14 protein-coding genes are annotated in these 18,443 nt (G+C 68.7%); 8 read left to right on the top strand and 6 right to left on the bottom strand.

What is annotated here, in order from left to right:
- Positions 1-119: 119 nt before the first annotated feature.
- The 3 genes from M8R19_RS28610 to M8R19_RS28600 all read left to right on the top strand — a co-directional run bounded on the left by M8R19_RS28610 (position 120) and on the right by M8R19_RS28600 (position 5,099).
- Entirely contained in the window at positions 120-1,478 is a 1,359-nt protein-coding gene (locus tag M8R19_RS28610; protein WP_074980699.1) for a TolC family outer membrane protein, read from the top strand.
- Positions 1,479-1,585: 107 nt separating this feature from the next.
- A complete protein-coding gene (locus M8R19_RS28605; RefSeq protein ID WP_249920247.1) occupies positions 1,586-3,748 on the top strand; it encodes a type I secretion system permease/ATPase in 2,163 nt (720 codons plus the stop codon).
- Between the two features lie 4 nt (positions 3,749-3,752).
- Entirely contained in the window at positions 3,753-5,099 is a 1,347-nt protein-coding gene (locus M8R19_RS28600) for an HlyD family type I secretion periplasmic adaptor subunit (RefSeq protein WP_249919605.1), read from the top strand.
- A gap of 392 nt (positions 5,100-5,491) precedes the next feature.
- Here M8R19_RS28600 and M8R19_RS28595 read toward each other — a convergent pair whose 3' ends face one another.
- The 4 genes from M8R19_RS28595 to M8R19_RS28580 all read right to left on the bottom strand — a co-directional run bounded on the left by M8R19_RS28595 (position 5,492) and on the right by M8R19_RS28580 (position 9,461).
- Positions 5,492-6,226, bottom strand: a complete 735-nt coding sequence (locus M8R19_RS28595) for a proteasome-type protease (RefSeq protein WP_069864240.1) — start codon at positions 6,224-6,226, stop codon at positions 5,492-5,494.
- Positions 6,227-6,305: 79 nt separating this feature from the next.
- The gene (locus M8R19_RS28590) at positions 6,306-7,103 is read right to left on the bottom strand and encodes a transglutaminase family protein (protein WP_043272106.1); all 798 of its coding nucleotides are present in this window, start codon (positions 7,101-7,103) and stop codon (positions 6,306-6,308) included.
- Positions 7,100-8,050, bottom strand: coding sequence for an alpha-E domain-containing protein (locus M8R19_RS28585; RefSeq protein ID WP_074980702.1), 951 nt, complete (start codon positions 8,048-8,050; stop codon positions 7,100-7,102). The genes M8R19_RS28590 and M8R19_RS28585 overlap by 4 nt, the downstream gene beginning before the upstream one ends.
- Before the next feature lies 1 nt (position 8,051).
- Positions 8,052-9,461 carry a circularly permuted type 2 ATP-grasp protein gene (locus M8R19_RS28580; protein WP_074980703.1) on the bottom strand — a complete coding sequence of 470 codons (1,410 nt, stop codon included), beginning with the start codon at positions 9,459-9,461 and terminating at the stop codon, positions 8,052-8,054.
- 373 nt (positions 9,462-9,834) lie between these two features.
- Between M8R19_RS28580 and ydcS the strand changes: the two genes are divergently transcribed.
- The 5 genes from ydcS to M8R19_RS28555 all read left to right on the top strand — a co-directional run bounded on the left by ydcS (position 9,835) and on the right by M8R19_RS28555 (position 15,596).
- Positions 9,835-10,974 (top strand): putative ABC transporter substrate-binding protein YdcS, encoded by a 1,140-nt coding sequence (gene ydcS / locus M8R19_RS28575; RefSeq protein WP_249919604.1) that lies wholly within the window; start codon positions 9,835-9,837, stop codon positions 10,972-10,974.
- A 426-nt stretch (positions 10,975-11,400) separates the two neighbouring features.
- Complete coding sequence (locus M8R19_RS28570; RefSeq protein ID WP_116424042.1) at positions 11,401-12,420, top strand: ABC transporter ATP-binding protein; 1,020 nt, start codon at positions 11,401-11,403, stop codon at positions 12,418-12,420.
- Entirely contained in the window at positions 12,417-13,322 is a 906-nt protein-coding gene (locus M8R19_RS28565; RefSeq protein WP_249919603.1) for an ABC transporter permease, read from the top strand. Before M8R19_RS28570 ends, M8R19_RS28565 begins: the two co-directional genes overlap by 4 nt.
- Positions 13,312-14,118, top strand: a complete 807-nt coding sequence (locus tag M8R19_RS28560; RefSeq protein WP_009618775.1) for an ABC transporter permease — start codon at positions 13,312-13,314, stop codon at positions 14,116-14,118. The genes M8R19_RS28565 and M8R19_RS28560 overlap by 11 nt, the downstream gene beginning before the upstream one ends.
- A gap of 53 nt (positions 14,119-14,171) precedes the next feature.
- Positions 14,172-15,596 (top strand): gamma-aminobutyraldehyde dehydrogenase, encoded by a 1,425-nt coding sequence (locus M8R19_RS28555; protein ID WP_249919602.1) that lies wholly within the window; start codon positions 14,172-14,174, stop codon positions 15,594-15,596.
- 328 nt (positions 15,597-15,924) lie between these two features.
- On the opposite strand, the gene M8R19_RS28550 is transcribed toward M8R19_RS28555, so the two are convergent.
- Together M8R19_RS28550 and M8R19_RS28545 are read right to left on the bottom strand one after the other, a co-directional pair.
- The gene (locus tag M8R19_RS28550; protein ID WP_249919601.1) at positions 15,925-16,887 is read right to left on the bottom strand and encodes a PDR/VanB family oxidoreductase; all 963 of its coding nucleotides are present in this window, start codon (positions 16,885-16,887) and stop codon (positions 15,925-15,927) included.
- Positions 16,888-16,948: 61 nt separating this feature from the next.
- Positions 16,949-18,397, bottom strand: a complete 1,449-nt coding sequence (locus M8R19_RS28545; RefSeq protein WP_249919600.1) for an NAD-dependent succinate-semialdehyde dehydrogenase — start codon at positions 18,395-18,397, stop codon at positions 16,949-16,951.
- Positions 18,398-18,443 lie beyond the last annotated feature (46 nt).

Below are 18,443 nucleotides of genomic sequence, written 5' to 3'. Positions count from 1 at the left end.
GTTCTCGAAAAGTTGTTCTTAGCTCTGATGTTACAGGCGTGAAACGCTTGATATCAGAAAAAAGCCAAGTTTTTGGCGAATTGAAAGAGCATCGAAGTCGAGAACACCAGGAGAACGCCATGCGCAGTCGTAACGCGACGCTATGGAGCGGTGTATTTCTGGCGGCCACCTGCGCTCAAGCCCACGCGATGAGCCTGACCCAAGCCATACAGAGCACCCTGCAATATCACCCGGAGATCAGCCAGAGCATGAACAGCCGGCTGACCGCAGACCAGGAACTGAAGATCGCCCGCGGCGGCTACCTGCCCACCGTCGATCTACTGCTGGGTTACGGCCGCGAAGGCGTCGATAGCCCCTCTACCCGTCAGGAAGGCAACCACAACAAGGAGACGCTCAACCGCGGCGATGCCGAGCTCCGCCTGCAGCAGATGCTGTTCGACGGCTTCGCCACGCCCAACGAGGTGGCGCGCAACGAGGCCAACGTCAATTCCAAGGCGTTCCGCGTGCTGGGCACCTCGGAGAACGCCGCGCTGCGCACCGTCGAGGTCTACCTCAACGTGCTGCAGCACCGCGAGATGGTGAGCCTGGCGCGCAACAACCTGCAGGCCCACCAGCGCATCGGCGACCAGATCCGCATGCGCAGCCAGCAGGGCGTCGGCAGCACCGCCGACAACGACCAGGCCACCGCGCGCCTGGCCCTGGCGCAGAACAACCTCTACACCGAGGAAGTCGACCTGCGCGACGCCGAGGCCAACTTCTACAGCGCCGTGGGCAAGCAGCCCGACGAGCTGGAGACGCCCTCCACCGTCAAGGCCCTGGTGCCGGGCGACATCAACAAGGCGCGCCAGGAAGTGCTGAGCAACAACCCGCTGCTCAAGTCGGCCCAGGCCGACGTGAACGCCGCCGAGAAGCAGTACGAGGCGGCCAAGTCGCCCTTCTACCCGCGCTTCGACCTGGAACTGTCGAAGGCGGCGAACAACAACGTCGACGGCGAGGTGGGCCACTACAACGACTGGGAAGCCCAGGTGGTGATGCGCTACAACCTGTTCAACGGCATGCGCGACAAGAACCGCCTCGGCGCCACCTCGCACCAGATCGACGAAGCCAAGGACATCCGCGACAACGCCCTGCGCCTGCTCAACGAGAACCTCTCGCTGGCCTGGGACGCCATGGAGAACGCCACCAAGCAGACCGGCCCGGCGCGCGAATACGCCGACTACACGCGCAAGGTCCGCGAGGCCTACCAGCAGCAGTTCACCCTCGGCCAGCGCACGCTGCTCGACCTGCTGGACAGCGAGAACGAACTGTTCACCGCCAACCGCCGCTACACCCAGGTGCGCTACACCGAGGAGTACTCGCGCTACCGCGTGCTGGCCGCCATGGGCGCCCTGCTGCGCTCGCAGAACGTCGTGCCGCCCCATGAGGGCGTGGCGCTGTCCGACGTGAAGACCGAGACACGCCTGCCCGACATGAAATAAGGCCCTGCCCGCCCCGCCGCCCGACGCCGGCCCTGCCCGGCCGGCGGCGTTTGCGGGGCGCGGCGGCCGCACGGGGCTCGCAGAAGCCCGGGAGAAGTAGCGTGACCATGATCATCCAGGAGCGCGGCAACCCCGCAGCGGACGATCCCCGCCTGAGCCACGACGACCCCCTGCTCGACGGCCTGCTGATCCTCTGCCGCCTGCACGGCTGTTCGGTCAGCCGCACCAGCCTGAGCGCCGGCCTGCCGTTGCCGCAGCAACGCCTGAACGCCGAGCTGCTGCCCCGCGCCGCGGCCCGCGCCGGCCTGCAGGGGCGCCTGCTGCGCCGCGAGCTGAAGGCCATACCGGCGCTGAACCTGCCGGTGCTGCTGCTGCTCGACGGCGGGCGCAGCGCGGTGCTGCGCCAGTGGGGCGCGGACGGCCAGGCGCTGATCCTGCCCTGCGAGACCGAGGGCGGCGAGCAGTGGGTGAGCACCGAGGAGCTGGCCGCGCAGTACAGCGGCCTGGCCCTGTTCGCCCGCCCGCGCCACGAGCTGGAAGCGGCGCGCCAGCCGCTGGTGCCGCGGGTCGAGGCCTGGTTCCGCGACACCCTCAAGCTGTCGCGCTGGCTCTATACCGACGCCCTGGTGGCGAGCCTGCTGATCAACCTGCTGAGCATGCTGGTGCCGCTGTTCGTCATGCAGACCTACGACCGCGTGGTGCCCAACCAGGCCATCTCCACCCTCTGGGTGCTGGCCAGCGGGTTGCTGCTGGGCACCCTCTTCGAGCTGCTGCTGCGGGTGCTGCGCTCGCACCTGCTGGACATGGCCGGGAAGAAGACCGACGTGGTGCTCTCGGCCACGCTGTTCGAGCGCATCACCGGCATGGCCATGAAGTTCCGCCCGGCCACGGTCGGCGGCTTCGCCCAGAGCATCCACGACTTCCAGGGCCTGCGCGAATTCCTCACCGCGCTGACCCTCACCAGCCTCATCGACCTGCCCTTCTCGCTGCTGATGATCGTGGTCATCGGCCTGCTCGGCGGCTGGCTGGTGGCGGTGCCGCTGCTGGCCTTCCCGCTGACCATCGGCTTCGCCTACCTGATCCAGGTGCGCCTGCGCGACACCGTGCAGAAGAGCCTGACCCTCGGCGCCGAGCGCCAGGCCCTGCTGATCGAGACCCTCGGCGGGCTGGAGACGCTCAAGGCGTGCGGCGCCGAGAGCGAGCGGCAGTACCGCTGGGAAGCCACCCACGGCGCCCTCACCCGCCTGGACAACCACGCCCGCTTCCTCGCCACCCTGGCCACCAACGGCACCCTGTTCGTCCAGCAGTTCGCCGGCATGGCCCTGATCATCTGCGGCGTCTACGCCATCCTCGATGGCCAGCTCAGCGTCGGCGCCCTGGTCGCCTGCTACATGCTCAACAGCCGGGTGCTGGCGCCGCTGGGGCAGATCGCCGGGCTGATCACCCGCCACCAGCAGGCGCGCCTGACCATGAAGAGCACCGACGCGCTCATGGCCCTGCCCCAGGAGCGCCAGGCCAGCCAGCGCCCGTTGGAGCGCACCCAGCTGCACGGCGCGCTGGAGATGCGCCAGGTGGAATTCCGCTACCCCGAGCAGAACGCCGCGGCGCTGAGCCAGATCGGCCTGCGCCTGGCCCCCGGCGAGAAGGTCGGGCTGATCGGCCGCAGCGGCTCGGGCAAGAGCACCCTGGCGCGCCTGCTGCTGGGCTTCTACCAGCCGGACGAGGGGCAGATCCTGCTCGACGGCCTGGACCTGCGGCAGATCGACGTGGCCGACCTGCGCCAGCAGGTCGGCTACGTGGCCCACGACCTGCCGCTGCTGGCCGGCAGCCTGCGCGACAACCTGACCCTCGGCGCGCGCTACGTCGGCGACGCGCGCATGCTGGAAGTGGCCGAGCTGACCGGCGTCAACGAACTGGCCCGGCAGCACCCGGCCGGCTTCGACCGCCCGGTGGGCGAGCGCGGCCAGCTGCTCTCCGGCGGCCAGCGCCAGGCCGTGCTGATGGCCCGCGCGCTGCTGCTGGACCCGCCGATCCTGGTGCTCGACGAGCCCACCAGCGCCATGGACAACAGCAGCGAGGAAGCCCTGCGCCGGCGCCTGCAGGCGTGCTGCGCGGGGAAGACGCTGCTGCTGGTCACCCACCGCACCTCGATGCTCGCCCTGGTCGACCGGCTGATCGTCCTCGACGCCGGGCGCATCGTCGCCGACGGGCCGAAGGACGCGGTGATCGAAGCATTGCGCAAGGGCCACGTCGGCCCGGCAGCGGGGTGAAGCCATGAGCAGCATGCAACCGACGCCGGGCTACCTCGGCGGCCGCAGCGACACCGAGTTCATGCCCGAGGTCCAGGGCACGGTGCTGGAGGACTCGCCGCTGGCCGCGCGCATCACCCTCTGGGCGGTGCTCGCGCTGCTGGTCTGCGCGCTGGCCTGGGCGCACTACGCGCACCTGGAGGAAGTCACCAAGGGCGAAGGCAAGGCCATCCCCTCCAGCAAGGTGCAGACCATCCAGAACCTGGAGGGCGGCATCGTCTCGGAAATCTTCGTCCACGAGGGCCAGGTGGTGGACAAGGGCCAGACCCTGCTGCGCCTGGACGACACCCGCTTCGCCTCCAACAAGGGCGAGACCGAGGCCGACCGCAACGCCCTGGAGGCCCGGGTGGAACGCCTGAGCGCCGAGGCCGAGGGCCGCGAGCCGGCCTTCTCCGACGCCCTGAAGCAGACCGCGCCGCAGGTGGTCGACGACCAGCTGCAGCTCTACCACAGCCGCCAGGCGCGCCAGGCCAGCGAGGTGAGCATCCTCCAGGAACAGCTGCGGCAGAAGAACCAGGAACTGCAGGAATTCCGCGCCAAGGCCCAGCAGTACCGTTCCAGCCTCGGCCTGGTGCAGCAGGAGCTGAACATGTCCACGCCGCTGGTCAAGAGCGGCGCCATCTCCCCGGTGGAACTGCTGCGCCTGCGCCGCAGCGTGGTGGAGATCAACGGCGAGCTGAGCGCCACCACCCTGGCCATCCCCCGCGCCGAGGCGGCCATGCAGGAGATCGCGCGGAAGATCGACGAATCGCGCCAGGCCTTCCGCACCGACGCCCTGAAGGACCTCAACGAGGCCCGCACCGAGCTGAACAAACTCACCGCCACCAGCCGCGCCATCGACGACAAGGTCAGCCGCACCACCGTGGTGTCGCCGGTGCGCGGCATCGTCAAGCAGCTGAAGGTCAACACCATCGGCGGCGTGGTGCAGCCGGGCAGCGACATGGTGGAAATCGTCCCGCTGGAGGACAACCTGCTGGTGGAAGCGAAGATCCGCCCGCAGGACGTCGCCTTCCTCCACCCCGGCCAGCCGGCCACGGTGAAGTTCAGCGCCTACGACTACACCATCTACGGCGGCCTGAAGGCCAAGCTGGAGATGATCAGCGCGGACACCATCACCGACGACAAGGGCAACGCGTTCTATCTGATCCAGGTGCGTACCGACAAGAATCATCTGGGGCCGGACAACAAGCCGCTGCTGATCATTCCGGGGATGGTGGCGACGGTGGATATCATCACGGGCGAGAAGAGCGTGCTGGATTATCTGCTCAAGCCGGTGCTGAAGGCGCGCTGGGAGGCGTTGCGGGAGCGGTGAGGGCTAGGGAGAGGGGGCGTCCGGTGTGGCCGGTGAGTCCAATCGCGGACAGAGTCCGCTCCTACGTCCGTGCTTCCCTGGAACTGCAGGAGCAGTTGTCTCACCGACTGCGCCGGGGTGCTTTTCGTAGGATGGGTTGAGCTTGCGAAACCCATGCGGTCATGGCGATGGGTATCGCTTCGCTCAACACCATCCTACGAGCAGACCTGCACCCGTAGGAGCAACTGTCTTACCTGCTGCGCCGAGTCGCTTTTCGTAGGATGGGTTGAGCCTGCGAAACCCATGCGGTGGTGGCGATGGGTATCGCTTCGCTCAACACCATCCTACGAGCAGACCTGCACCCGAGCGGACCTTGTCCGCGATTGGACGCCCCGGTGGCACGAACAGCTCCCCTAGATGTTGTACTCCACCGGCGGCGCCGGCAGCTCCGCCAGCAGCTCATGCAACCCCGCCGACCACTGCTTGCGGATGCTCGCGTAGTACGCATCCTCCTCCGTCACCCGGTAGCCCGCCGGGACGATCAGGCTGTCGCGGTGGTACACCAGCAGGTCCAGCGGCATGCCCACCGAGAGGTTGCTGCGGATCGTCGAATCGAAGGACACCAGCGCACAGCGCAGGCCCTCGGCCAGGCTGGTGGTGAATTCCAGGTTGCGGTCGAGGATCGGCTTGCCGTACTTGCTCTCGCCCAGCTGCAGGAAGGGCGTGTCCTCGGTGGCCTGGATGAAGTTGCCCTGGGGGTAGATGCTGTACAGCTCCGGCGGGCCACCGGCGATCTGCCCGCCGACCAGGAAGGAGCAGGTCAGGTCGGTGTTGCCGGCCAGGGGCGCGGCGTCGCGGGCCACCACCTCGCGCACGGTGGCGGCCACCAGCGCGGTGGCTTCGTAGAGGGTCGGCACGCTGTGCAGGTTCACCTGGCCGGCGTCGTCCAGGCGCTGCTTCAGCAGGTTCACCACCGACTGCGAGGTGGCCAGGTTGCCAGCGCTCTGCAGCACGATCAGGCGCTCGCCGGGCACGCCGAAGGTGAACAGCTTGCGGAAGGTGGCGATGTGGTCGATGCCGGCGTTGGTCCGCGAGTCCGAGGCGAACACCAGGCCCTCGTCCAGGCACATGGCTACGCAATAGGTCATGGGATGGCCTTCTTCAGGGGTTGCCCGGCAATACTAGACCACTACGGGTTTCCATCCCGTGGCAGCCTCCCCGCCGGCCTCACTGCTGGCTGCGCAGCAGCGGCGCCACCACCACCCGCGCGTGCATCTGCTCGCCCAGGCCGCTGCCGCGGCGCATGCCGCGCACCGGGCAGGCGTCCAGGTAGTCCAGGCCCACCGCCAGCTTCAGGTGGCGCTCCGGGCGCGCCAGTTCGTTGGTCACGTCGAAGCTGTACCAGGCGTCGTCCAGCCAGGCCTCGGCCCAGGCGTGGCTGGCCAGGTCCCGGTCGCTGCCGCGGTACAGGTAGCCGGAGACGAAGCGCGCCGGAATGCCCAGGCTGCGCGCGCAGGCGAGGAAGGCGTGGGTGTGGTCCTGGCAGACCCCGGCGCCGCCGGCGAAGGCCTCGGCCGCGGTGCTCTCGACGCCGGTGGCGCCCGGCTGGAACGGCATCTGCCCGTGCAGGGCATGCATCAGCTTGATCAGCGCGTTGCGGTCGCGGGCCTCGCCGCACTGCGCCAGGGCGAAGGCGCGCAGGGTGTCGTCCGGGGTGGTCAGGCGGGTGAAGCGCAGGAACGGCAACGGCGACTGGTCGTCGTGCTCGGCCTCGCGGCTCTCGTCGATCTCCACCAGGCCGCGGGCGCGGATCACCACGGCCTCGTGGGGTTCGTCGATGCTCAGCACGTGCAGCACGTTGCCGTAGGGGTCGCGCTGGGCGCGGGCCGGGCGCGGCAGCGTGAGCTCCCAGCTGAGCACGTGCTGGCGCTCGCTTTCCTGGGGCGTCAGGCGCAGGTACTGGATGCTGGCGCGCACCGGGTCGTCGTAGCGGTAGGTGGTGTCGTGGCTGATGGCGAGTTTCATACGGCCTCCAGATAGGAACTGTGGATTGCCCGGGCCAGCTGGCGGATCAGCAGGATGAAGTCGGTGAGCCAGGCGTGCAGGCCGTCACCGAGGATTTCGTCGATCGCCGTGTAGCGCAGGCGCGCGGCCAGTTCGGCGGCCAGGCGCTGCGCCGGGCGGCCGTTGTCGCCGGGCAAGGTGGATAGGATGCCGTCCAGTTCCTCCACGCAGGCTTGCAGGGAACGGGGCACCTCGGCACGCAGAAGCAGCAGTTCGGACACGTGGCGGGCATCGGGCGAGCCACGGTAGATCTCGTTGTAGGCTTCGAAGGAGGACAGCGCGCGCAGCAGCGCGCTCCACTGGTAGTAGCCGCGCGCCGAGGTATCGCTGACCTCCTCGGCCTCCTCGCCGAGCAGTTCGTAGCGGGCGTCGAGCAGGCGCAGGGTGTTGTCGGCGCGTTCGATGAAGGTGCCCAGGCGGATGAAGCTGGAGGCCTCGCCGCGCATGATGGTGCCGTAGGTGGCGCCGCGGAACAGGTACGAGCGCTCCTTGACCCATTCGCAGAAGCGGCTGATGCCGTAGCGGCCCAGGCCCTGCTGGGCGATGCTGCGCATCTCCAGCCAGGTGGCGTTGATGTTCTCCCAGATGTCCGCGGTGATCCGCCCGCGCACCGCGTGGGCGTTGCCGCGGGCGGCCTGCAGGCAGCGGTAGATGCTCGCCGGGTTGTCGGCGTCGAGGGCGAAGAAGTGCAGCATGCGCTCGGGCTGCATCTGCCCGTGGCGCTCCAGGTAGTCGTCCATGGTGCCGGTGATCAACAGCGGCATGGCCAGTTCGTCGGCGCCGCCGCCGCGATCGTCCGGCGGCATCAGCGACAGCGAATAGCTCACGTCGAGCATGCGCGCGAGGTTCTCCGCGCGCTCCAGGTAGCGGGACATCCAGTACAGGTCGGCTGCGGTACGGCTCAGCATCTCAGTCCTCCACCACCCAGGTGTCCTTGGTACCGCCACCCTGTGACGAATTGACGACCAGCGAGCCCTCGCGCAGCGCCACGCGGGTCAGCCCGCCGGGCACCAGGCGCGTCTCGCGGCCGGACAGCACGAACGGCCGCAGGTCGATGTGCCGCGGCGCGATGCCGCTGTCGACGTAGGTCGGGCAGGTCGACAGGCACAGCGTCGGCTGGGCGATGTAGGCGTGCGGGCGGGCCTTGATGCGCTCGCGGAAGGCCTCGATCTCCTGGCTGCTTGCAGCCGGGCCGACGAGCATGCCGTAGCCGCCGGAGCCCTGGGTTTCCTTGACCACCAGCTCCGGCAGGTGCGCCAGCACGTGGGACAGGTCGGCCGGCTTGCGACACTGCCAGGTGGGCACGTTCTTCAGTATTGGTTCCTCGGACAGGTAGAAACGCACCATGTCGCCGACGTACGGGTAGATCGACTTGTCGTCGGCCACCCCGGTGCCGATGGCGTTGGCCAGCACCACGTTGCCGGCGCGGTAGGCCGCCAGCAGGCCGGGCACGCCGAGCATCGACTCGGGGTTGAAGGCCAGCGGGTCGAGGAAGGCGTCGTCCAGGCGCCGGTAGATCACGTCCACCGGGCGCGGGCCGGCGGTGGTGCGCATGTACACGCGCTCGTCGCGGACGAACAGGTCGGCGCCTTCCACCAGCTCCACACCCATCTCGCGGGCCAGGAAGGCGTGCTCGAAGTAGGCGCTGTTGAAGCGCCCGGGGGTCAGCACCACCACGCTGGGGTTGTCCAGCGGGCTGGAGCTGCGCAGAGTCTCCAGCAGCAGGTTCGGGTAGTGGTCGATGGGCGCGATGCGCTGCGCGGCGAACAGCTCGGGGAACAGCCGCATCATCATCTTGCGGTCTTCGAGCATGTAGCTCACGCCGCTGGGGGTGCGCAGGTTGTCCTCCAGCACGTAGTAGCTGCCGTCGGCGTCGCGCACCAGGTCGACGCCGGCGATGTGGGCGTAGAGGTCGCGGTGCAGGTCCAGGCCCTGCATGGCGATCTGGTAGCCCTCGTTGGTCAGCACCTGTTCCGCCGGCACCACCCCGGCCTTGATGATGCGCTGCCCGTGGTAGAGGTCGGCGAGGAACATGTTCAGCGCGCGCACCCGCTGGATGCAGCCGCGCTCCACCACGCGCCATTCGCTCATGGGAATGCTGCGCGGGATGGTGTCGAACGGGATCAGGCGCTCGGTGCCCTGCTCGTCGCCATAGAGGGTGAAGGTGATGCCGGCGCGGTGGAACAGCAGGTCGGCCTCGCGCCGGCGCTGCTCCAGCATCTCCGGCGGCGCCGCCGCCAGCCATCGGGCGAATTCGCGGTAGTGCGCCCGGCACTGGCCATTCGCGTCATACATCTCGTCGTAGAAAGTGCGGGACATGCCGAACTCCTTGTCGCCACCAGTAGCCTTGCCATCGCAAGCCCCGTGCCATCGAAACAAAGCCTTGGGTTTCAATGGCTTGCAAAACAAGCCCGGCCTGGGTGCGCCACTTTGGTGCAACCGGCGCGGGCAACGGGCCGGCGCCGCCCCTTTTGGCGCCAACCGCTTCAGTCTAGGCCAGCGGCGGCAACCGGCCCGCCGCGCTTGCGCCTATGCTTATGCGTGGATGGCGAGCCTGCGCTTGTAGCCCCCGCCGGGCGCGGCTAGGCTGCCAGAGATGTCGTTTCGCCATGACACAATGCTGTCGCCCAGGTGCCCCGCCTGCGGTGCGGTACGGCCGCAGAGGCTCCGAACCCCCAACAGGAGTCCGACCATGCCTTCCCCGAAACTCGCCCCCCTGGCCTTCGCCGGCGCCTGCGCCCTGGCCAGCGCCGCCCTGCAGGCCGCCCAGAGCGGCACGCCCGAGGGCGCCCTCGACATCATCGCCTGGCCCGGCTACATCGAGCGCGGCGAGAGCGACAAGAACTACGACTGGGTGACGCCCTTCGAGAAGGAGACCGGCTGCAAGGTCAACGTGAAGACCGCCGCCACCTCCGACGAGATGGTCAGCCTGATGGCCAAGGGCGGCTACGACCTGGTCACCGCCTCGGGCGATGCCTCGCTGCGCCTGGTGTACGGCAAGCGCGTGCAGCCGATCGACGTCAGCCTGATCCCCAACTGGAAGAACGTCGACCCGCGCCTGCAGGACGCGCCCTGGCACACCGTGGACGGCAAGCACTACGGCACGCCCTACCAGTGGGGCCCGAACGTACTGATGTACAACACCAAGGTGTTCCCCAAGGCGCCGGACAGCTGGAGCGTGGTGTTCAAGGAACAGCAACTGCCCGACGGCAAGAGCAACAAGGGCCGCGTGCAGGCCTACGACGGGCCCATCTACATCGCCGACGCCGCGATCTACCTCAGGGCCACCGAACCGTCCCTGGGCATCCAGGACCCGTACCAGCTCACCGAGGAACAGTACGCCGCGGTGCTCAAGCTGCTGCGCGCCCAGCACGCGCTGATCCACCGCTACTGGCACGACGCGACCGTGCAGATGAGCGACTTCAAGAACGAAGGCGTCGCCGCCTCCGGCTCCTGGCCCTACCAGGTCAACGCCCTGCAGGGCGAGAAGCAGCCGATCGCCTCGACCATCCCCGCCGAAGGCGTCACCGGCTGGGCCGACACCACCATGCTGCACGTCGACGCCAAGCACCCGAACTGCGCCTACAAGTGGCTGAACTGGTCGCTGGAACCCAAGGTGCAGGGCGACGTCGCCGCCTGGTTCGGCTCGGTGCCGGCGGTGCCGGCCGGCTGCAAGGGCAGCCAGCTGCTCGGCGCCGAAGGCTGCGCCACCAACGGCTACGACCAGTTCGACCGCATCGCCTTCTGGAAGACGCCGCAGGCGGAGGGTGGGAAGTACGTGCCCTATAGCCGGTGGACGCAGGATTACATTGCGATCATGGGCGGCAGGTAGCGCGCCGGCTTTTCGTAGGAGCGAGCTTGCTCGCGAACGGGGTTTGCCGGTGGCTGCGGTGCCAGGACCAGGAGCGCCCTCTCCCCAGCCCTCGGCTGCGCGCCCCGCCCTGAAGGGAGAGGGGGCTAGTCCGTGCCGAGAGAAGTGATGGTTTCAGCCGGCAACTCGGTACAAGCCGGCTAACTCAAGAGCATCCGCGCACTCCGAACGGTCCCCTCTCCCTTCAGGGAGAGGGTTAGGGAGAGGGGCTCTTGCATCGCACAGAACCCCCGGCAACCGTTCATGACTATCCGCCACCTGACGTCGATCGCCAGCCCACTCGGACTCAGGCGCAACGGCGTACAACCGCAAACGGTCGTACGCCCCACGTCGGCCCCTCCCCCATGCACTACCCTGTTAAAGCACACCAGCCACGCGGGTAGCGCCATGACCACAGCCGTCCAGTTCACCGAGGTGAGCCGCCACTACGGCGAGGTGAAAGCCGTCGACCGGGTGTCCATCGAAATCCGCGATGGCGAGTTCTTCTCCATGCTCGGCCCCTCCGGCTCGGGCAAGACCACCTGCCTGCGCCTGATCGCCGGGTTCGAGCAGCCCTCCTCCGGCTCCATCCGCATCCATGGCCAGGAGGCCGCCGGGCTGCCGCCCTACGAGCGCGACGTGAACACGGTGTTCCAGGACTACGCGCTGTTCCCGCACATGAACGTGCTGGACAACGTCGCCTATGGCCTCAAGGTCAAGGGCGTGGCCAAGGCCGAGCGGCTCAAGCGCGCCGAAGAGGCGTTGGACATGGTCGCCCTCGCCACCTACGGCAGCCGCAAGCCGGCGCAGCTCTCCGGCGGCCAGCGCCAGCGCGTGGCCCTGGCCCGGGCCCTGGTCAACCGCCCGCGGGTGCTGCTGCTGGACGAACCGCTCGGCGCGCTGGACCTGAAGCTGCGCGAGCAGATGCAGGTGGAACTGAAGAAACTGCAGCGCCAGCTGGGCATCACCTTCATCTTCGTCACCCACGACCAGGGCGAGGCGCTGTCCATGTCCGACCGCGTGGCGGTGTTCAACAAGGGCCGCATCGAACAGGTGGACACCCCGCGCAACCTCTACATGAAGCCGGCCACGCCCTTCGTCGCCGAGTTCGTCGGCACCGCCAACGTGCTGCGCGGCGACCTCGCCCAGCGCCTGCTCGGCGCGGCCGGGGCCTGGTCGCTGCGCCCGGAGCACGTGCGCTTCGGCCAGCCGCGCGAGGGTGAGCTGCAGGTCGCCGGCACCCTGGTGGACGTGCAGTACCTGGGCGCCGCCAGCCGCTACGAAATCGCCCTGGACGCCGGCGGCCGGCTGGTGGCCGCGCTGCCCAACGGCGAGCGCGAGGAGCAGCGCCCGCAGCCCGGCGAGGCGGTCAGCGCCTGCTGGGCGCGCAGCGCGCTGGTGCCGCTGCGCGAGGAACCGCTGCCATGATGCGCGCCGTCTCCAGCTTCCTCTACCGGCGCAGCAGCCTCTACCTGCTGATGCTGCTGATCCCGCCGCTGCTGTGGTTCGGGGTGATCTACATCGGCGCGCTGTTCGCCCTGCTCTGGCAGAGCTTCTACACCTTCGACGACTTCACCATGGCGGTGACGCCGCAGCTGACCCTGGCCAACTACGCGGCGCTGTTCAACCCGGCCAACTACGACATCGTCCTGCGTACCCTGGGCATGGCCGTGGCGGTGTCCCTGGCCAGCGCCGTGCTGGCCTTCCCCATCGCCTACTACATGGCGCGCTTCGCCGGGCCCAAGGAGAAGGCCTTCTTCTATATCGCGGTGATGCTGCCGATGTGGGCCAGCTACATCGTCAAGGCCTACGCCTGGACGGTGATCCTGGCCAAGGGCGGCATCCTCTACTGGATCATCGAGAAGCTGCACCTGCTGGGCCTGCTCAACCTGCTGCTGGACGTGCCCGGGGTGGGCGGCAACACCCTGTCCACCTCGCACCTGGGGCGCTTCTGGGTGTTCACCTACATCTGGCTGCCGTTCATGATCCTGCCGATCCAGGCCGCCCTGGAACGCCTGCCGCCGTCGCTGCTGCAGGCCAGCGCCGACCTGGGCGCGCGGCCGCGGCAGACCTTCGCCCAGGTCATCCTGCCGCTGGCCTTCCCCGGCGTGGTGGCCGGCTCCATCTTCACCTTCAGCCTGACCCTGGGCGACTTCATCATCCCGCAGCTGGTGGGCCCCAGCGGGCTGTTCATCGGCACCATGGTCTACGTGCAGCAGGGCTCCATCGGCAACATGCCGCTGGCCGCGGCCTTCACCCTGGTGCCCATCGTGCTGATCGCCGTCTACCTGTCCATCGCCAAGCGGCTGGGGGCCTTCGATGCACTCTGAGCGAGCTTCCTGGGCCTTGCGCCTGGCCGCCTGGGGCGGGCTGGTGTTCCTGCACTTCCCGATCCTGGTGATCCTGCTCTACGCCTTCAACACCGAGGAGTCGGCCTACAGCTTCCCGCTGCAGGGCTTCACCCTGCGCTGGTTCGCCGAGGTGGCCCAGCGCGGCGACGTGCTCGACGCCATCTGGCTGTCGGTGAAGATCGCCTGCGTCGCCACCCTGGTGGCCATGGTCCTCGGCACCCTGGCCGCCGGCGCGCTGTACCGCCGCGACTTCTTCGGCAAGGAAGGCATCTCGCTGATGCTCATCCTGCCCATCGCCCTGCCTGGCATCATCACCGGTATCGCGCTGCTCTCGGCGTTCAAGACCCTCGGCATCGAGCCGGGCTTCCTGACCATCGTCATCGGCCACGCCACCTTCTGCGTGGTGATCGTCTACAACAACGTGATCGCGCGCTTCCGCCGCACCTCGTTCAGCCTCATCGAGGCCTCCATGGACCTGGGCGCCGACGGCTGGCAGACCTTCCGCTACATCGTCCTGCCGAACATCGCCACCGCCCTGCTGGCCGGCGGCATGCTGGCCTTCGCGCTGTCCTTCGACGAGATCATCGTCACCACCTTCACCGCCGGCCACGAGCGCACCCTGCCGCTGTGGCTGCTGAACCAGCTGACGCGCCCGCGCGACGTGCCCATCACCAACGTGGTGGCCATGCTGGTGATGCTGGCGACCATGCTGCCGATCCTCGGCGCCTACTACCTGACCCGCGGCACCAGCGACGTGGCCGGCGGCGGCAAGTGAACCGGCGGCCCGCCGCGGCGGGCATCCAGCCACCGAAGCAGAGGAGCCCCGCAATGCAAAGCAAACTCCTGATCAACGGCCAGTTCGTCGCCGGCGAAGGCGAGAAACTGGACATCCTCAACCCCTCCACCGGCGAGGTGCTGGGCCAGATAGCCGAGGCCAGCGAGGCCCAGGTGGACGCCGCCGTGCGCGCCGCCGACGCCGCCTTCGACGGCTGGTCGCAGACCACCCCGAAGGACCGCGCGCAGCTCCTGCTGCGCCTGGCCGACAAGATCGAGGAACACGCCGCGGAGCTGGCGCGCCTGGAATCGCAGAACTGCGGCAAGCCCTACGCCGCCGCGCTGAACGACGAGATCCCGGCCATCGCCGACGTGTTCCGCTTCTTCGCCGGCGCCTGCCGCTGCCTGCCCGGCTCGGCGGCCGGCGAGTACCTGCCCGGCTTCACCTCGATGATCCGCCGCGACCCGGTGGGGGTGATCGCCTCCATCGCGCCCTGGAACTACCCGCTGATGATGGCCGCCTGGAAGCTCGGCCCGGCCCTGGCCGCCGGCAACTGCGTGGTGCTCAAGCCCTCGGAGCAGACGCCGCTGACCGCCCTGCGCCTGGCCGAGTTCATCGCCGAGCTGTTCCCCGCCGGGGTGGTCAACCTGGTGTTCGGCCGCGGCCCCACGGTGGGCAGCCCGCTGGTCAGCCACGCGCTGGTGCGCATGGTCTCGCTGACCGGCTCGGTGGGCACCGGCAAGCACATCATCCGCAGCGCCGCCGACAGCGTGAAGCGCCTGCACATGGAACTGGGCGGCAAGGCCCCGGTGATCGTCTTCGACGACGCCGACCTGGCCGACGTGGTCGATGGCATCCGCACCTTCGGCTTCTACAACGCCGGGCAGGACTGCACCGCGGCCTGCCGCATCTACGCCGGCAAGAAGATCTACGACAACTTCGTCGCCGACCTGGCCAGCGCCGTGTCCAGCCTGAAGACCGGCCTGCAGGACGACCCGGCCACCGAGCTGGGCCCGCTGATCACCGCCAGCCAGCGCGAGCGCGTCTCCGGCTTCGTCGAACGGGCCAAGGCCAGCCCGCACATCCGCATCGCCACCGGCGGCGCGGCGGTGGCCGGCAACGGCTTCTTCTACCAGCCGACGGTGGTGGCCAACGCCCAGCAGGACGACGAGATCGTGCGCAACGAGGTGTTCGGCCCGGTGGTCTCGGTCACGCCGTTCAGCGACGCCGAGCAGGCCATCCGCTGGGCCAACGACTCCGAGTACGGCCTGGCCAGCTCGGTGTGGACCCGCGACGTCGGCCGCGCCAGCCGGGTGGCGGCGCGCCTGCAGTACGGCTGCACCTGGGTCAATACCCACTTCATGCTGTGCAGCGAAATGCCCCACGGCGGCTTCAAGCAGTCCGGCTACGGCAAGGACCTGTCGCTGTACGGCCTGGAGGACTACACGGTGGCGCGGCACGTGATGATCAAGCATTGAGGCTGGCCGGGCGCGAAGAGCCCCTCTCCCCAACCCTCTCCCGCAAGCGGGAGAGGGGGCTGTTCGGAGCGAGCGGGGAATTCGGAGTCATCCTGATACTCCTAAAAACCCCCTCGTCATTCCCGCGAACGCGGGAATCCAGTGACGGATGGTTGGGTTCGCGAGCAAGCTCGCTCCTACGAAGAGCAGCCCTGGCGTAATCATGAGGCCACCCTGTAGGAGCGGATCTCATCCGCGAATCGCGCCGGTACCTCCGGCTAACCACCTGTAGGAGCGGGCCCTGCCCGCGATTCGCGCGCAGGGCGCGCTCCTACGAAGCGCATCGGTGTCAGAGATCGATCACCAGCCGCGCCGTCCGGGCGCGCGATACGCAGAGCATCAGGCTCTGCTGCGAGGCCTTTTCCGCGTCGCTCAGGTACTGGTCGAAATGCTCCGCCTCGCCTTCGAGGATGGCCGTCTCGCAGGTGCCGCAGACGCCCTCGCGGCACAGGCATTCGACCTTGGCCGCTTTCACGTTCTCGATGGCCTGGAGGATGGTCATGCCCTCCTCCACCCGCAGTTCGCGGCCGGAGCGTGCCAGCACCACGGTGAAGGCGGCGCCTTCGGCCGGGGCGGCGGCGAACTGTTCCCAGTGCACGCGCTCGTCCGCGATGCCGGCTGCCTTGGCGCCTTCGATCACCGCATCGATCAGCGGCTTGGGCCCGCACACGTACACATGGGCATCCCCGGCCAGGCCGGCGAACAGCGCCGCCAGGTCGAGCTTGCGCCCCAGGCTGTCGATGTAGAAGCGCACGTGCCCGGCGTGCGGGCCCTGCTCCAGCTCGGCCTGGAACGCGCCGTGCTCCGGGCTGCGGAACGCGTAGTGCAGTTCGTAGGGCGTGTCACCGCCTTCCAGGTCGTGCAGCTGGGCCAGGAACGGGGTGATGCCGATGCCGCCGGCGATCAGCACGTGGCGCCCGGCGCTCGGGTCCAGGGCGAACAGGTTGTTCGGCGTGGAGATGGTCAGCCGGGTGCCGACCTCCACTTGCTGGTGCATGAAGGCCGAGCCGCCCCTGGACTGCTCTTCCAGGCGCACGCCGATCTGGTAGTGGCTGAGGTCGCGCGGGTCGCTCATCAGCGAGTAGGCGTTGCTGAAACTACCCGCCGGGTCCTGCACGATCACATGGCTGCCGCCGCTGAACGCCGGCAGCGGCTGGCCGTCCTCGCGCACCAGGGTGAAGCGCTTGATCAGCGGCGTCGCCTGTTCCACCGCGCTGACGCGGACGCTGAACATCTCGTATTTGTTGGCCATCATTCACCTCGACTGCAAGGGCGAGCGGCAGGCCCTGCCGCTCCCCGTGACCTCTCCCCGCTCAAACGGCGAGGCACAGGTACTTGATTTCCAGATAGTCCTCGATGCCGTACTTGGAGCCCTCGCGGCCCAGGCCGGACTGCTTCACCCCGCCGAACGGCGCCACCTCGTTGGAGATCAGCCCGGTGTTGATGCCGACCATGCCGTATTCGAGACGCTCGGCCACCTTGAACACCCGGCCGACGTCGCGGCTGTAGAAGTAGGCGGCCAGCCCGTACTGGGTGGCGTTGGCCAGTTCGATCACCTCGGCGTCGCTGGAGAAGCGCACCAGCGCCGCCACCGGGCCGAAGATTTCCTCCTCCAGCAGCGCCATGCCCGGGCGGATGCCGGCCAGCACCGTGGGTTCGAAGAAGCCGCCGCCCAGTTCATGGCTGCGGCCGCCCAGCACCAGTTCGGCGCCCTTGCCGACGGCGTCGTCGATCAGGCTGCGCACCTTGGCCACCGCCTTGTCGCTGATCAGCGGGCCGACCTGGGTGCCCTCGGCGCTGCCATGCCCGACCTTGAGCTCGCGCACGCGCTCGACGAAGCGGGCGGCGAAGCGCTCGTACACCGCGTCGTGCACGTAGAAACGGTTGACGCACACGCAGGTCTGCCCGGCGTTGCGGTACTTGGCGATCAGCGCGCCTTCCACCGCCGCGTCTATGTCGGCGTCGTCGAAGACGATGAAGGGCGCGTTGCCGCCCAGCTCCAGGGAGACTTTCTTGATGGTCTCGGCGCACTGGCCCATCAGCAGGCGGCCCACCGGGGTGGAGCCGGTGAAGGTCAGCTTGCGCACCAGCGGGTGGCCGGTGAGCTGCGCGCCTATGGCCACGGCGTCACCGGTGACGATGTTCAGCAGCCCCGCCGGCAGCCCGGCGCGCTCGGCCAGTTCGGCCAGCGCCAGGGCGCTGAACGGCGTCTCGTTGGCCGGCTTGAGCACCACGCTGCAGCCGGCGGCCAGGGCCGGGGCGACCTTGCGGGTGATCATCGCCGCCGGGAAGTTCCACGGGGTGATGGCCGCGCACACGCCGATGCCCTGCTTGATCACCAGCAGGCGCTTGTCGTTGCTCGGGCTGGGGATGACGTCGCCATAGATGCGCTTGCCTTCCTCGGCGAACCACTCGACGAAGGAGGCGGCGTAGCGGATCTCGCCCAGGGCCTCGTGCAGCGGCTTGCCCTGCTCGAAGGTCATCAGCCGGGCCAGGTCGTCTTCATGTTCCAGCAGCAGCTCGAACCAGCGGCGCAGCACCTGGGCACGCTCCTTGGCGGTCTTCGCGCGCCAGCCTTCCAGGGCCGCGTCGGCGGCCTCGATGGCGCGCACGGTCTCGGCGCCGCCCATCAGCGGCACATGGCCGAGCAGCTCGCCGCTGGCCGGGTCGGTCACCGCGACCGTGCGGCCGTCGTCGGCGTCGCACCAGGCGCCGGCGATGTAGGCCTGCTGGCGGAACAGTTTCGAATCGTTGAGTTTCACGCAAGTCTCTCCAGGCAGCGCCGCCGGCCACGCGGGCCGGCGGCGC

The sequence above is a fragment of the Pseudomonas sp. R3.Fl genome (assembly GCF_023516765.1).
Classification (GTDB): domain Bacteria; phylum Pseudomonadota; class Gammaproteobacteria; order Pseudomonadales; family Pseudomonadaceae; genus Pseudomonas; species Pseudomonas citronellolis.
This window is presented reverse-complemented; position numbering and strand designations above follow the sequence as displayed.

Bases quoted from the DNA above. Each gene is read 5' to 3' on its own strand.
- M8R19_RS28565 (WP_249919603.1), top strand. From the start codon at position 12,417: ATGATGCGCGCCGTCTCCAGCTTCCTCTACCGGCGCAGCAGCCTCTAC.
- M8R19_RS28570 (WP_116424042.1), top strand. From the start codon at position 11,401: ATGACCACAGCCGTCCAGTTCACCGAGGTGAGCCGCCACTACGGCGAG.
- M8R19_RS28590 (WP_043272106.1), bottom strand. From the start codon at position 7,103: ATGAAACTCGCCATCAGCCACGACACCACCTACCGCTACGACGACCCG.
- M8R19_RS28560 (WP_009618775.1), top strand. From the start codon at position 13,312: ATGCACTCTGAGCGAGCTTCCTGGGCCTTGCGCCTGGCCGCCTGGGGC.
- M8R19_RS28595 (WP_069864240.1), bottom strand. From the start codon at position 6,226: ATGACCTATTGCGTAGCCATGTGCCTGGACGAGGGCCTGGTGTTCGCC.
- M8R19_RS28580 (WP_074980703.1), bottom strand. From the start codon at position 9,461: ATGTCCCGCACTTTCTACGACGAGATGTATGACGCGAATGGCCAGTGC.
- M8R19_RS28605 (WP_249920247.1), top strand. From the start codon at position 1,586: ATGATCATCCAGGAGCGCGGCAACCCCGCAGCGGACGATCCCCGCCTG.
- M8R19_RS28600 (WP_249919605.1), top strand. From the start codon at position 3,753: ATGAGCAGCATGCAACCGACGCCGGGCTACCTCGGCGGCCGCAGCGAC.
- M8R19_RS28610 (WP_074980699.1), top strand. From the start codon at position 120: ATGCGCAGTCGTAACGCGACGCTATGGAGCGGTGTATTTCTGGCGGCC.
- M8R19_RS28585 (WP_074980702.1), bottom strand. From the start codon at position 8,050: ATGCTGAGCCGTACCGCAGCCGACCTGTACTGGATGTCCCGCTACCTG.
- ydcS (WP_249919604.1), top strand. From the start codon at position 9,835: ATGCCTTCCCCGAAACTCGCCCCCCTGGCCTTCGCCGGCGCCTGCGCC.
- M8R19_RS28555 (WP_249919602.1), top strand. From the start codon at position 14,172: ATGCAAAGCAAACTCCTGATCAACGGCCAGTTCGTCGCCGGCGAAGGC.
- M8R19_RS28550 (WP_249919601.1), bottom strand. From the start codon at position 16,887: ATGGCCAACAAATACGAGATGTTCAGCGTCCGCGTCAGCGCGGTGGAA.